Annotated in this window: 12 protein-coding genes; 6 read left to right on the top strand and 6 right to left on the bottom strand. The window is 72.4% G+C overall.

The window, feature by feature from the left end:
• Positions 1-17 precede the first annotated feature (17 nt).
• Positions 18-1163: a 4-hydroxyphenylpyruvate dioxygenase gene (gene hppD / locus OHB09_RS12110; protein ID WP_006139403.1), complete on the bottom strand. Its 1146-nt coding sequence runs from the start codon at positions 1161-1163 to the stop codon at positions 18-20.
• Positions 1164-1287: 124 nt separating this feature from the next.
• On the opposite strand from hppD, the gene OHB09_RS12105 reads away from it, so the two are divergent.
• Entirely contained in the window at positions 1288-1761 is a 474-nt protein-coding gene (locus OHB09_RS12105) for an Lrp/AsnC family transcriptional regulator (RefSeq protein ID WP_167795947.1), read from the top strand.
• 184 nt (positions 1762-1945) lie between these two features.
• Entirely contained in the window at positions 1946-3367 is a 1422-nt protein-coding gene (locus OHB09_RS12100; protein WP_006139405.1) for an FAD-binding oxidoreductase, read from the top strand.
• 34 nt (positions 3368-3401) lie between these two features.
• On the opposite strand, the gene OHB09_RS12095 is transcribed toward OHB09_RS12100, so the two are convergent.
• Positions 3402-3839, bottom strand: coding sequence for an SsgA family sporulation/cell division regulator (locus OHB09_RS12095; RefSeq protein WP_006139406.1), 438 nt, complete (start codon positions 3837-3839; stop codon positions 3402-3404).
• Positions 3840-4110: 271 nt separating this feature from the next.
• Here OHB09_RS12095 and OHB09_RS12090 point away from each other — a divergent pair, with 271 nt between their 5' ends.
• Positions 4111-5649 carry an RDD family protein gene (locus OHB09_RS12090; protein WP_191853192.1) on the top strand — a complete coding sequence of 513 codons (1539 nt, stop codon included), beginning with the start codon at positions 4111-4113 and terminating at the stop codon, positions 5647-5649.
• A 96-nt stretch (positions 5650-5745) separates the two neighbouring features.
• Here OHB09_RS12090 and OHB09_RS12085 read toward each other — a convergent pair whose 3' ends face one another.
• On the bottom strand, positions 5746-6279 hold the full coding sequence (locus OHB09_RS12085) for a hypothetical protein (RefSeq protein WP_143041071.1): 534 nt from the start codon (positions 6277-6279) through the stop codon (positions 5746-5748).
• Between the two features lie 478 nt (positions 6280-6757).
• Here OHB09_RS12085 and OHB09_RS12080 point away from each other — a divergent pair, with 478 nt between their 5' ends.
• Positions 6758-7603: an RDD family protein gene (locus tag OHB09_RS12080; protein WP_191853191.1), complete on the top strand. Its 846-nt coding sequence runs from the start codon at positions 6758-6760 to the stop codon at positions 7601-7603.
• A 51-nt stretch (positions 7604-7654) separates the two neighbouring features.
• On the opposite strand, the gene OHB09_RS12075 is transcribed toward OHB09_RS12080, so the two are convergent.
• Positions 7655-7936, bottom strand: a complete 282-nt coding sequence (locus OHB09_RS12075; RefSeq protein ID WP_191853190.1) for a hypothetical protein — start codon at positions 7934-7936, stop codon at positions 7655-7657.
• A gap of 609 nt (positions 7937-8545) precedes the next feature.
• On the opposite strand from OHB09_RS12075, the gene OHB09_RS12070 reads away from it, so the two are divergent.
• Both OHB09_RS12070 and OHB09_RS12065 read left to right on the top strand, forming a co-directional pair.
• Positions 8546-10885: an immune inhibitor A domain-containing protein gene (locus OHB09_RS12070; RefSeq protein ID WP_006139414.1), complete on the top strand. Its 2340-nt coding sequence runs from the start codon at positions 8546-8548 to the stop codon at positions 10883-10885.
• Positions 10886-11007: 122 nt separating this feature from the next.
• A complete protein-coding gene (locus OHB09_RS12065; RefSeq protein ID WP_006139415.1) occupies positions 11008-11346 on the top strand; it encodes a hypothetical protein in 339 nt (112 codons plus the stop codon).
• A 60-nt stretch (positions 11347-11406) separates the two neighbouring features.
• On the opposite strand, the gene OHB09_RS12060 is transcribed toward OHB09_RS12065, so the two are convergent.
• Both OHB09_RS12060 and OHB09_RS12055 read right to left on the bottom strand, forming a co-directional pair.
• Positions 11407-11994, bottom strand: a complete 588-nt coding sequence (locus OHB09_RS12060; RefSeq protein WP_167793593.1) for an isochorismatase family protein — start codon at positions 11992-11994, stop codon at positions 11407-11409.
• 107 nt (positions 11995-12101) lie between these two features.
• The gene (locus tag OHB09_RS12055) at positions 12102-13430 is read right to left on the bottom strand and encodes a nicotinate phosphoribosyltransferase (protein WP_040894620.1); all 1329 of its coding nucleotides are present in this window, start codon (positions 13428-13430) and stop codon (positions 12102-12104) included.
• Positions 13431-13514 lie beyond the last annotated feature (84 nt).

Here is a 13514-nt window from a genome sequence, read left to right as displayed (position 1 = left end):
CCCGAGAAGCCCGGCGCCTACAGGTTGCCGCGCTTGGCCTGCTCCCGCTCGATCGCCTCGAACAGGGCCTTGAAGTTGCCCTTGCCGAAGCCCATCGAGCCGTGCCGCTCGATGAGTTCGAAGAAGACCGTCGGCCGGTCCTGCACCGGCTTGGTGAAGATCTGCAGCAGGTAGCCGTCCTCGTCCCGGTCCACCAGGATCTTCAGCTCGCGCAGGGTCTCCACCGGCACCCGGGTCTCGCCCGCCCACTCGCCGAGCGTGTCGTAGTACGAGTCCGGCGTGTTGAGGAACTCCACCCCGGCCGCGGACATCGTGCGCACGGTCCGCACGATGTCGTTGGTGGCCAGCGCGATGTGCTGGACGCCGGGACCGCCGTAGAACTCCAGGTACTCGTCGATCTGCGACTTCTTCTTGCCCACCGCGGGCTCGTTGATCGGGAACTTGACCTTCAGCGTCCCGTCGGCCACCACCTTGGACATCAGCGCGCTGTACTCGGTCGCGATGTCGTCGCCCACGAACTCCTTCATGTTCGTGAAGCCCATGACCTTGTTGTAGAACTCGACCCACTCGTTCATCCGGCCGAGCTCCACGTTGCCGACGCAGTGGTCGACCGCCTGGAAGGTGCGGTGGGCCGGCGGCTCGACGATCGGGTCGGCGGCCACGTACCCGGGCAGGTAGGGGCCGTCGTAGCCGGTCCGCTCGACCAGGGTGTGGCGCGTCTCGCCGTACGTGGCGATCGCCGCGATCACCACCGTGCCGTGCTCGTCCTTCAGCTCGTACGGCTCGGCGACCGAGGTGGCGCCGTGCTCGACGGCGTAGGCGTGCGCGGCACGCGCGTCCGGCACGGTCAGCGCGAGGTCGACGACGCCGTCGCCGTGCTCGTCCACGTGCTGGGTGAGGAAGCGGCCCCACTCGGAGGACGGCTTGACGACGGAGGTGAAGACGAACCGGGCGGAGCCGTTCTCCAGCACGTAAGCAGCGGTCTCACGGCTGCCGTTCTCCGGTCCGGAGTAGGCGACCAGCCGCATGCCGAAGGCGGTCGAGTAGTAGTGCGCGGCCTGCTTGGCGTTGCCCACGGCGAAGACGACCGCGTCCATTCCCTTGACCGGGAAGGGGTCTGCCTGCCGTGCGGTGTCGGGAGTGTGGTGTGTGGTCTGCGTCATAGTCGCAGGCTCTCCCGCATCCGCAAGGTGCGCAATAGTTTGCGTTTCGGCTGGGCATTCTGCCCAGTGGGGGACCCACGAGGACCGTCGTTCTGTACAGGATGCCCAGGCCCGGGAGGCGGATGTGACGATCGACCGGCTGGACGCCCGGCTCCTCGTGCTGCTGGCGCGCGAACCGCGGATCGGGGTGCTGGAGATGTCCCGCCGCCTCGGCGTGGCCCGCGGCACCGCCCAGGCCCGCCTCGACCGGCTCCGCGAGCGCGGGGTGATACGCGGCTTCGGCCCCGAGGTCGACCCGGCCGCGCTCGGCTATCCGGTGACCGCCTTCGCCACGCTGGAGATCCGGCAGGGCCAGGGCGCGGACGTCCGCGCCCACCTGGCCGGCGTCCCCGAGGTCCTGGAACTGCACACCACCACGGGCAGCGGCGACATGCTGTGCCGCCTGGTCGCCCGCTCCAACGCCGACCTGCAACGCGTCATCGACCGCGTCGTCGCCCTCGACGGCATCGTCCGCGCCTCCACCGCCATCGTCATGGAGAACCCCGTCCCCCTACGGATCATCCCGCTGGTGGAACAGGCGGCGAAGGACGTGGAGTGATGACGGGCGCGGGGCTGTGTCCGTTCCGCGGCTTCGCCGCGTGGCGCGGCGGGGCGAGGAAACCCCTGCCCGGACCCCACCCGAACCCCCGAACCACCTACCCGCACCCCCGAACCACCTACCCGCACCCCGCCCCGCCCCGCCGGGGTTCCCACCGCCCACCCCCCGGTGTCACCCTCGGATCATGAGCCGCACCCACACACCCCCCGAGGACACCCCCGACGCAGCGACGCCCCCCGCCACCCCCCTCCTGGACCGTCTCCGCACCGCCCTCCCGCCGGAGGCGATCCTCACCGACCCCGACGTCACCGCCTCCTACGCCCACGACATGGCGAGCTTCTGCCCCTCCGGCACCCCCGCCGCCGTCGTCCTCCCCCGCACCGTCGAACACGTCCAGCACGTCCTGCGCACCGCCACCGAGTTCCGCGTCCCCGTCGTCCCCCAGGGCGCCCGCACCGGCCTGTCGGGCGCCGCCAACGCCACCGACGGCTGCCTCGTGCTGTCACTCGTCCGGATGGACCGCATCCTGGAGATCGACCCCGTCGACCGCATCGCCGTCGTCGAACCCGGCGTCGTCAACGCTGCCCTCTCCCGCGCGGTCGGCGCCCACGGCCTGCACTACCCGCCGGACCCCTCCAGCTGGGAGACCTGCACGATCGGCGGCAACATCGGCACCGCCTCCGGCGGCCTGTGCTGCGTCAAGTACGGGGTGACCGCCGAGTACGTCCTCGGCCTGGACGTCGTCCTCGCCGACGGCCGCCTACTGCGCACCGGCCGCCGCACCGCCAAGGGCGTCGCCGGCTACGACCTCACCCGCCTCTTCGTCGGCTCCGAGGGCTCCCTCGGCGTCGTCGTCCGTGCCGTGCTGGCGCTCAGGCCGAAGCCGCCCGAGCAGCTCGCGCTCGCCGCCGAGTTCCCCTCCTCGGCCGCCGCGAGCGAGGCGGTGTGCCGGATCATGGAGAGCGGCCACGTCCCCTCCCTGCTCGAACTGATGGACGCCACGACCGTGCGGGCGGTCAACGCACTGACCCGCATGGGGCTGCCCGAGACGACCCGCGCCCTGCTGCTCGCCGCCTTCGACACCCCCGACCCGGCGGCCGACCTCGCCGCCCTCGGCGCGCTGTGCGAGGCGGCGGGCGCCACCGCCGTCGTCCCGGCGGAGGACGCCGCCGAGTCCGAACTCCTCCTCCAGGCACGGCGTTCCGCGCTCCCCGCGCTGGAGGCGGCCACCGGCACGACGATGATCGACGACGTGTGCGTGCCCCGCTCCCGGCTCGGCGACATGATCGAGGGCGTCGAACGGATCGCGGAACGCCACCGGCTGACCATCGGCGTGTGCGCCCACGCGGGCGACGGCAACACCCACCCCGTGGTCTGCTTCGACGCCCGCGACCCCGAGGAGACGCGGCGGGCCCGCGCCTCCTTCGAGGAGATCATGGCGCTCGGCCTGGAGCTCGGCGGCACGATCACCGGGGAGCACGGGGTGGGCGTCCTGAAGAAGGAGTGGCTCGCGCGGGAGCTCGGCCCGGTCGGCCTGGAGATGCAGCGCGGGATCAAGCAGGTGTTCGACCCGCTGGGCATCCTCAACCCCGGCAAGCTGTTCTGACCACCCGCCGCGCCCGCTTCTCGCGGGCCGCCCCTCACGCGAGCAGCTGGGACAGGTCGTCGTCGAGCCCCAGCCGCTCGCCCTCCGAGCCCGGCGGCACCACCCGCAGCGTCCGCTCCAGCCACGCGGCCACCGGATCCGCCGGGGCCTGGAGCAGGGCGTCGCCGTCGGGGGAGGTGAGCGCGAGCATCAGGGAGCGGGACGCGGGGCCGCCGCCGGCCTCCGCCCGCACGGGCCACACCCGCACGTCACCGTGGCCGGAGGGGCGGAAGACGCCGTCGATGAGGATGTCCCGGGCGAAGCTCCAGCGGATCGGACGGACGGAGTCGATGTGGAAGGTGAGGTGGACGGCGTACGGGTCCGCGGTGCGGTACGCGAGCAGCGCGGCCACGGGGACGCTCCGCTCGGGGGAGAGGACCAGCCTCAGCTCCAGCTCCCGCTCGATCTCGGTGATGTGCTCGTACTGCCCCATGCGGCGCTTCCCTTCTTCCCTTCGCGTCCGGCGTGCGACTGCCGTACGCCTGCCCTGAGCGGGCCCGCGTACGGGGAGAGCACCCGGGGGTGGCGCGCATTACGCGAGTCCGCGGAGAAAAATCCGACCGATGTGGACCAGGTGTGAAAAGGGCGTGCGCGGTGTCGCCCGTAAAGGGCCGGGTCCTCCCGGACCGGGGTGTCACGTGCGCCGATTCTGATAGAGATGTGGAGGCCCCGATGACCCCCCGAGCAGATACCGGATCACGGACATGAGCGCCCCAACCCCGGCACCCGGCGACGACAGGCCCCGCGAGGGGTACTACCCGGACCCCTCCATCCCCGGCTACGTCCGGTACTGGAACGGTGCGACGTGGGTGCCGGGCACCAGCCGCCCGGCCCCGGCCGACGGCGGCCCACTCGCCCCGCCGCCGGGCGTCGCACCCGCGGCGCCGGCCGCGTCTCCGTCCCCGTCCGCGCCCCCCGCCTCGGTGGAGGAGACGGGCCCGCACTTCTTCGACGAGGAGGAGGCACCCGCCGCGGGTGCCGCGGGCCCGGCGGCGGCACCGGCCGGTCCCGCCGACGCACAGCACGGGCGCCGGCCCGAACCCGCCTCGGCGTGGGGGGCCGACCGGGCCCAGCAGACCGGCTTCGGCGGTGACCGCGACCGCCAGGTCTCCTGGGGCGCTCCGGCGGCCGCCGACCCCCGCCTCCCGCTCGCGGCCACGCCCCCGGCCCAGCCCGGCGGCCGGTCCGCGCGCACGGACGGCACCGCGACGATCCCGCCCGCCGAACCGGAGCCGCGGGCCGAGCAGGGCGCGGGCGCGCGGGCCGAGGGCACGATGGTGTTCCGTCGGCAGACCGGCGGCGAGGGGCCCTCGGCGGGATCGCCGGGAACCGCGCGGCCCGGGGCGCCCGCCCCGAAGGCGGGCGAGGACGCCGGGGCCCGCTCGGCCGCCGCGCGCCAGGCCCTCGGCCTGGACCCGAACGCCCCCGCGGGGCGGGTACCGCAGCAGGGCCCGGTGTCCGCGCCGACACCCGCCCCGGCACCGCCCGCACCGGCGGCCACTCCGCCCGTCGCCGCGACCCCGCCCGCCGCGCGGCCCCCCGCCCCCGTCGTTCCCGCGCAGGGCCAGAGCGCGGCGCCGCCCGCCTCCCCCCTGACCACGGGCCCCGGAGGCGGACAGCCCTCCTGGGCTCAGCAGGTGCACCAACTCGCCGGCGGCGCGGGCGCCCCGGGCGCTCCGGCCGCCGCCGAGGGCGAGCGGGTGGCCCCCTGGAAGCCGGTGGTCGAGGACCCCTTCCAGGCCCTCGTCCGCGACCGCACCCAGTCGCGCCCGGCGTCGCTCGGCAAACGGCTGCTGGCCCGGCTCGTCGACACCCTGGTCGTCGGCGCGGTCACGGGCGCGGCGGCGATCCCGCTGGGCACGAAGGCGATCGACCACGTCAACGACAAGATCGACGCGGCCAAGCAGTCCGGCGAGACCGTCACCGTCTGGCTGCTCGACGGCACGACCTCGGTCTACGCCGGGATCGTGCTCGCGGTCCTCCTCGTGTTCGGCGCGCTCTACGAGGCGCTGCCGACCGCGAAATGGGGCCGCACCCTCGGCAAGAAGCTGTGCGGACTCCAGGTCCGCGACATCGAGGAGCACGAGCCCCCGACCTTCGGTGCCGCCCTGCGCCGCTGGCTCGTCTACAGCGTGCTGGGCCTGCTGGCCGTCGGCGTCGTCGGCGTCCTGTGGGGCCTGTTCGACCGCCCCTGGCGCCAGTGCTGGCACGACAAGGCCGCCCACACCTTCGTGGCGGCGTGAGCAACCTCGCCAGGGGCTCCGCCGCCCCCGTGCCCCCGGGGGACTCCGGTCACCCGGGGGCCGGAGGACGGACGCAGCCCCCTTTTCCCCGCCGTGTCACTCGTCGATGGTGATCGAGTCGACCCCGTAACGCCCGGCAAGCCGGCGCTTCGACTTCGCCACCACTCCGTCCCCTGTGATGTAGGCGCCTTCCGATTCTCCGAGAGGGACGTACGAGGCATCGGGATAGCGCTGCTGAAGGTAACTCATGCATCCCGGCACGGAACCTCCGATGAGGGAGATCGTCCATCCTGATCCGGTGCCCATCGCCACGAGCGAGTTGATGCCGTCCTTGAGGCTGGTGCGACCGATTCCCGAGGTGCCGGTGGAGTCGCTGTGAATCATGAAGGCCGTATTGCCGTCGAAACCGCACACGGCGACGCAAGGCCCGAGGTCGGAGGTGTAGAGGACCTTGTCGCGACTCGTGGTCTTCTTTCCCTTTTTGTTTCCTTGCCGCACGTATGACCCCCTGAGAGTCAGCGTGCTGCGTTCGCGCGAGGAGCCGGGGGACCGCTGAACCACCGACCGGGCACCGCTCGCGTGGGCGGCGTTCGCGGCGTTCTGTCGACTGTTCCTCATCGCGGTGGCCACCGCGGCGTTCCCCGCGGAGCGCTGAAGAGTCAGTAAGGAAGCCGCGGTGGGATTCGACAGGGTCGCCGCCGCATCCGCGACGGTGGCGGTCCCGGACCGCGGGACGCCGTGACCTGGCCGCCGCGCCGACTTTCCGTGGGTTTCCTTCTCCCGCACATTCTCGTCCTGTCTCCGCATACGTCCTCTTCCGTGTGGTGCGCAGGTGCGACGTTCGAGGAGCCCACTGTCCACCGAGCGAGCCCGAGATGTCTGGCGGAACTGTAATCGGCTCCCCGTAACGGCACGATCAGTGACCGCGGCCCGTCGCCCCCCCCCGGACGCGGACGCCGTCCGCGCGCGACGATGGGGGTCCCCTGCTCGAGCGGAGCCGAGAGCTTGGGGGAGCGCAGGGGCGGCGGGGGCGGGGGAACCCCGTCCCGTACCCCGGACGGGCCCCCGCCGGATGCGCCTGCCCGCCCCGCGCGGTCGACTCGTGGCCATGAGCACCGAACCGCCGCCGCCCCCCGACGACGACCCGCTCCGGAAACCCCCCTACGGCAACCCACCCCCACCCGGCGGCGGCCCCCAGGACACCCCCGGCCCGGGGCGGTCCGGGAACCCGTACGACACCCCCGGTCAGGGGGGAGGCGAGGGCTACCCGAAGTACCCCGGCTCGGGGGGTGAGGGGGGCACGGGGGGACCCGGTGGTCCCGGTGGCGGTTCCGGCGGCGGGCCCTACGGGAACCCGTACGGCACCCCCGGTCAGGGGCCGGGTCCCGGTCCCGGTGGGCCGGGGTACCCAGGCGGCTCGGGCGGTCCCTACGGCTCCGGTGACCCCTTCGGGTCGTACGGGGGCGGCCCCTACGGCCCCACCCCCGACCCGCTCGCCGGTATGCCGCCCCTCGCCGACAGCGGCCGGCGCGTGCTCGCCCGCCTCATCGACCTCGTCCTCGTCGGCCTCGTCGTCTGGCTGCTCTCCTGGGCCTTCCACACCACCGAGTTCGACTACGCGATGGACGGCGGGGAGGTCGCCTACGGCAGGTCGCTGGGGCAGTCCGCCATCGCCGCCGTGCTCTACATCGCCTACGACACCGTGATGACCAGCCGCACCGGTCAGACCCTCGGCAAGAGGTGGCTGCACCTCAGGGTGGCGGACCTGGGCAACGGGTCGACCCCGTCGGTGTCCGCCAACCTCATCCGGGCGGCGGTGCTGTGGCTGCCGTTCGCGTTCTGCTGCGCCTGTGTGTGGACGGCGATCTGCGGCGGCTACAGCTTCTTCGACCGCCCCTACAAACAGGGCCTGCACGACAAACCGGCCAAGACGGTGGTGGTCAGCACCCGCTGACGGCAGTGATACCGGTCACGTCGCGGGAGTGGGAGGCAAGCGTCGCGGACGTCAGGGCTTGGCCGGCTCGCGCACCGCGCCCGAGGACGCCCGCGCCGAAGTCCCCGCCGTGGGCCGGGAGGCCGCCCTCACCGGCTCCGCCGGCCGCGGTGACCGCGTCGCCCTCGGTGCCGGGACCGTCAGCGCCACGAGCAGCCCGAGCGCCAGCGCCGCGACAGCGATCACGGCGATCCCGGGCACCGAACTCGCCTGCGAGAGAAGCAACATGGCGAGCGTGGAGAAGAGCACCGTGCAGAATCCGTAGACGAGCTGTGCTGCGGTCGGACGAGGCATGGTCAGTCCTCGGGGTGGGGTTCTCCCCCCGGTGCCTCTCGCGCTGGGGGAGATGGCGGACAACGATGTGGTGAGAAGGCGGAGCGGACGAGACGCGCCGCCGGTCGTCTGGGAATCGCAGGGCGACAACGCTGTCGGCCTGACGATCGGTCACGAGCAAGGTGCTCCGCCCATCGACTCTCTTCCGCTGGCATGCCCCGGGGGAACGTGCGGTAAGCGTCACCTCACCCCGGGGGTCGGTGCACGGGGGGCGCACGGAGTCATGGACTATGCCAACCTGCCGATGCCACGCGCCCGTCGGCGGGTTGCGGTGGCCCGGCGGACGGGTCTCCCGCGGGTCTCCCACAGGTCCCCCACGGTCGCCCACGAGTCCCGGACGGCTGCCGGACAACCCGTGGACCCACCCGGACGGCCCGTCCGGATAGCGGATCCCGTCTACGCATAATGCAATTGACCTGTGCAAGTCAAGGTCTGTTTTTTCCGGCCATCGTCCGGTCAAATGTTCGTCACTTGACTACACGCGTAAACCGCGCGCGGACCCCTCGACGGGAACCCCCGTCCCCACAGGCCCCCCTTCCGCGCGCCGGACGCGTCAGGGGAGGACATCAAGTGACAAGCAGACCCTGGACGTACCGGGCGGCGGCGACCTTCGTCGCGCTCGTGACCGCGTCCGCGACGTACTCCACGTTCGCGGTCGCCCAGGCCGCGGACTCGGCGCCGGCCGCGAAGGTCGAGCGTCACGACCCGCAGCCGGTGAACGCCCGCGCGCACGACTTCGACGGGCCGATGAGCAAGACCCAGAAGGCGCAGCGTGCCGAGGCGCTCGACCAGGTCATATCCGGCGACGCCAAGGTCAAGGACCGCAACGGCTCCCGCGTCGTGGGGCTGCCCGGCCGCAAGGGCGACACCAAGTACGTCGAGCTGGGCCGGGAGAAGACCGACAAGATCTTCACCATCCTGGTCGAGTTCGGCGACAAGGTCGACAGCCGCTACGGCGGCACGCCCGGCCCGCTGCACAACAAGATCGAGGCGCCGGACCGCCGCAAGGACAACAGCACCGACTGGCAGGCGGACTACAACCAGCAGCACTACCAGGACCTGTACTTCGGCACCGGCAAGAACACCGAGTCGCTGAAGAAGTACTACGAGAAGCAGTCCTCGGGCCGCTACTCGGTCGACGGTGAGGTCACCGACTGGGTCAAGGTGCCCTACAACGAGGCCCGTTACGGCTCCAACTCCTGCGACGAGTGCGCGTGGAACGCGGTCCAGGACGGTGTCAACGCCTGGGTCGCCGACCAGGAGGCGCAGGGCCGCAGCGCCGCCGCCATCAAGACGGACCTCGCCCAGTACGACAAGTGGGACCGTTACGACTACGACGGCGACGGCGACTTCAACGAGCCCGACGGCTACATCGACCACTTCCAGCTGGTGCACGCCGGTGAGGACGAGTCGGCGGGCGGCGGCGCGCAGGGCGAGGACGCCATCTGGGCCCACCGCTGGTACGCCTTCGGCACCGACGCCGGCGCGACCGGCCCGGCCGACAACCAGCTCGGCGGCACCCAGATCGGCGACACCGGCATCTGGGTCGGCGACTACACCATCCAGCCGGAGAACGGCGGACTCGGCGTCTTCGCCCACGAGTACGGCCACGACCTCGGCCTGCCGGACGAGTACGACACCAACGGCGGCGACAACTCCACCGGTTTCTGGACCCTGATGTCCTCCGGCTCCTGGCTGGGCACCGGCAAGGAGGCCATCGGCGATCTGCCCGGCGACATGAACGCCTGGGACAAGCTGCAGCTCGGCTGGCTGGACTACGCGACCGCCAAGGCGGCCACCAAGTCCCGGCACACCCTGGGCCTCGCGGAGTACAACACCAAGAACAAGCAGGCGCTGGTGGTCTCGCTGCCCGACAAGGCGGTCACGACCCAGGTGGTCACGCCCGCGCAGGGCTCGACCCAGTGGTGGAGCGGCCAGGGCAACGACCTGCGCAACTCGCTGACCCGCAGCGTCGACCTCACCGGCAAGTCCGCCGCCTCCCTCACCCTCGACGGCTGGTGGGACATCGAGAACGGCTACGACTACCTGTACACGGAGGTCTCCACCGACGGCTCCAAGTGGACGCCGATCGACGGCACCCTGGCCGACGGCACCGCCATCCCGCGTGACGCCAGCGACAAGCCGGCCCTCACCGGTTCGGTCGACGCCTACCAGAAGCTGACCTTCCCGCTGGACGCCTACGCCGGCCAGAAGATCCAGCTCCGCTTCCGCTACCAGACCGACGGAGGGGTGGCCCAGAAGGGCTTCGCGGCCGACGGGATCACGGTCACGGCGGACGGCGCGACCGTCTTCTCCGACGACGCCGAGTCCGCGGACTCCGCCTGGACGGCCAACGGCTTCTCCCGCATCGGCGCGTCCTTCACCAAGGACTACGCGCAGTACTACGTCGCCGAGAACCGCCAGTACGTCTCGTACGACACCACGCTGAAGACCGGCCCGTACAACTTCGGCTTCTCGCGCACCCGTCCGGACTGGGTCGAGCACTACCCGTACCAGAACGGCCTGCTGATCTGGAAGTGGGACACCTCCCAGCCGGACAACAACACCACCCAGCACCCGGGCACCGGCCTGATCCTCCCGATCGACGCCCACCCGAAGGCGCTCAAGTGGAACGACGGCACCCTGATGCGCAACCGCGTCCAGGCGTACGACTCCACCTTCACCACCGCCCGTACCGACGCGATCACGCTGCACTCCGCGGACAAGGCGACGAAGATCGCCTCCCAGAAGGGTGTGCGCGTGTTCGACGACGGGGCGAGCACGTACTACGACACCGCCAACCCCACCGGCGGCGTCAAGATCACTGACACCCACACCAGGATCCGCATCGTCAAGGCGCCGCACGACGGCTCGACGATCACGGTCGAGGTGGGTCGCTCCACCAAGTGAACGAGCGTTAGTGCAGGTCAGAGCATGATCGGCCGCGACCCCCTGGCGGGTCGCGGCCGATCGTGTTTAGGTGCGTGCTGTGAACCCCTTATTGACGCCGGGTCCCGTGGAGGTGTGACTGCATGGCCGCAGGAGGTTTCTGCAAGCTGCCGAACGGCCATGTGGTCGTGGCCCTGAACCTGCCCAGTCCGGGCGACCCGGTGGGCACCCTGCCGGGCGGGGTGCGGGTCCTCGTGCACGCCGTGAACCGGGCGCGGGCGCTGACGCGGCTGCGGAACCTCGGCATGCGGGCGGTGTACCTGCGGGGCAACGCGGCACCGCCGACGCCCGACGAGATCACCGCCGTGCTGCACCACCCCGACGGCCTCGTCTGGCGCACGACGCCGGCGACGGGCCCGGGCGCCCCGGAACTCTGGCACCCCATCCGCGCCCTGCTGCGCCGCCCCGCGGCACACAGGTGAGGGAGCGGGCGCCCAGGGACCGGGTGTCCAGGGACCGGGCGCCCAGGGGGCGTGCCCCCGTCACGCCACCACCGGCTTGCCCGTGAGGGCGATCCCGGCCGCGCGCAGCTCGTCCAGCGCGCGCTCCGTCGTCTCCGCCGCGACCCCCGCCGTCAGGTCCAGCAGCACCTGGGTGCGGAAGCCCTCCCGGGCGGCGTCCAGCGCGGTGGCCCGCACGCAGTGGTCCGTGGCGATCCCCACCACGTCCACCTCCTCGATCTCCCGCTCGCGCAGCCAGTCGCCGAGCCCCGTCCCGTTCTCGTCCGCCCCCTCGAAGCCGCTGTACGCCGCCGCGTACGCGCCCTTGTCGAAGACGGCCTCGACGGCGCCCGAGGCGACGGCCGGCGCGAAGTTCGGGTGGAAGCCCACGCCCTCCGTGCCCGCCACGCAGTGCGCGGGCCAGGAGTGGACGTAGTCGGGGTTGTCGGCGAAGTGGCCGCCGGGTGCGATGTGGTGGTCGCGGGTGGCCACCACGTGCCGGTACCCGGCGGGGGCCTGGGCGATCAGCTCGGTGATCGCGGCGGCCACGTCGGCGCCGCCGGCCACCGCGAGGCTGCCGCCCTCACAGAAGTCGTTCTGCACGTCTACGACGATCAGCGCGCGGCGCATGGTCGGTGTCCTTCGGGTCGACGGGATGGTTCCGAGCGTAGAGACTCCGGGGCCACGGGGGGAGGGGGCGCGGCCATCTCGCTCGCCCCCTCGCGCCCCGGCACCCGTCACACGTACTCGGTGGGGAGGACGGGCTCCCCGCGCGAGAGCTGGGTCGCCGAGAGCGGCAGCCCCGCGCGGGCGGCCGCGTGCCGGTCCCGCACGGCGTCCAGCGGCTCGCGTCCGAGGACCTGCCCGCCCCTGACCAGCTCCACCAGGAGCTGCCGGTCGGCCAGCTCGGCGGGCACCGGCCCGGTCCCGATCACCTCGGCCTCGGCCACCCCGTGGGCGTCCAGGCGCCGCGCGGCCCACTTGCGGCCGCCGATGGAGGTCTTGCCGCCGCTGGACTTCTTGGCCACCGGCACCAGCGGAGCCTTCGGGTCCTCGGACCCGGCACGTGCGACCAGCTTGTAGACCATCGAGGCCGTCGGGTGCCCCGAGCCGGTCACGAGCTGCGTGCCGACGCCGTACCCGTCCACGGGGGCGGCGGCCAGCGAGGCGATCGCGTACTCGTCGAGGTCCGAGGTGACGATGATCCGGGTGTCGTGGGCGCCCAGCTCGTCGAGCTGCTGCCGCACCCGGTGCGCGACGAGGAGCAGGTCGCCGGAGTCGATGCGCACCGCGCCCAGCTCGGGCCCGGCGACCTCGACGGCGAGCCGTACGGCCTCGGCGACGTCGTAGGTGTCCACGAGCAGCGTGGTGCCCCGGCCGAGGGAGTCGACCTGGGCGCGGAAGGCGTCGCGCTCGTGGTCGTGGAGCAGGGTGAAGGCGTGCGCGGAGGTGCCGACGGTCGGGATGTCGTACCGGAAGCCGGCCGCGAGGTCGGAGGTGGTGGCGAAGCCGCCGACGTAGGCGGCGCGGGAGGCGGCGACGGCGGCGAGTTCGTGGGTGCGCCGGGCGCCCATCTCGATCAGCGGCCGGTCCCCGGCGGCCGAGGCCATCCGGGAGGCGGCGGCGGCGATCGCGGAGTCGTGGTTGAGGATCGAGAGGATCACGGTCTCCAGCAGGACGCACTCGGCGAAGGAGCCCTCGACCCGCATGATCGGCGAGCCGGGGAAGTACACCTCGCCCTCGGGGTAGCCCCAGACGTCGCCGGAGAAGCGGTAGCCGGCCAGCCATTGCAGGGTCTTCTCGTCCACGATCCGGCGTTCGCGCAGGAAGCGCAGGACGTCCGCGTCGAAACGGAAGTTCTCCACCGCGTCCAGCACGCGTCCGGTGCCCGCCACGACGCCGTAGCGGCGCCCCTCGGGAAGCCGCCGGGTGAAGACCTCGAACACCGACCGCCGCTCCGCGGTGCCGGCCTGCAGTGCGGCCTGCAGCATCGTCAGCTCGTAGTGATCCGTGAAGAGCGCCGTCGAGGGAACGTCCACCGGCAGCCCTAGGTCCGCTGTGTTCATGAGAGGTGATCGTACCTTCATTTCGTCAGTCTGACGATTTGGGGTGCCCCCCCGTGGATTCACCCCCGCGCGCAGGCCCCGGAC

This window comes from Streptomyces griseoaurantiacus, from assembly GCF_036189845.1.
Lineage (GTDB): Bacteria > Actinomycetota > Actinomycetes > Streptomycetales > Streptomycetaceae > Streptomyces > Streptomyces griseoaurantiacus.
Note: the sequence above shows the minus strand (reverse complement) of the source record. Positions and strands in the feature narration are given on the sequence as shown.

Excerpts from the sequence above, each read along its gene's own strand:
- OHB09_RS12090 (WP_191853192.1), top strand. The coding sequence starts at position 4,111 with ATGAGCGCCCCAACCCCGGCACCCGGCGACGACAGGCCCCGCGAGGGG.
- OHB09_RS12060 (WP_167793593.1), bottom strand. The coding sequence starts at position 11,994 with ATGCGCCGCGCGCTGATCGTCGTAGACGTGCAGAACGACTTCTGTGAG.
- OHB09_RS12100 (WP_006139405.1), top strand. The coding sequence starts at position 1,946 with ATGAGCCGCACCCACACACCCCCCGAGGACACCCCCGACGCAGCGACG.
- OHB09_RS12065 (WP_006139415.1), top strand. The coding sequence starts at position 11,008 with ATGGCCGCAGGAGGTTTCTGCAAGCTGCCGAACGGCCATGTGGTCGTG.
- OHB09_RS12080 (WP_191853191.1), top strand. The coding sequence starts at position 6,758 with ATGAGCACCGAACCGCCGCCGCCCCCCGACGACGACCCGCTCCGGAAA.
- hppD (WP_006139403.1), bottom strand. The coding sequence starts at position 1,163 with ATGACGCAGACCACACACCACACTCCCGACACCGCACGGCAGGCAGAC.
- OHB09_RS12075 (WP_191853190.1), bottom strand. The coding sequence starts at position 7,936 with ATGCCTCGTCCGACCGCAGCACAGCTCGTCTACGGATTCTGCACGGTG.
- OHB09_RS12055 (WP_040894620.1), bottom strand. The coding sequence starts at position 13,430 with ATGAACACAGCGGACCTAGGGCTGCCGGTGGACGTTCCCTCGACGGCG.
- OHB09_RS12095 (WP_006139406.1), bottom strand. The coding sequence starts at position 3,839 with ATGGGGCAGTACGAGCACATCACCGAGATCGAGCGGGAGCTGGAGCTG.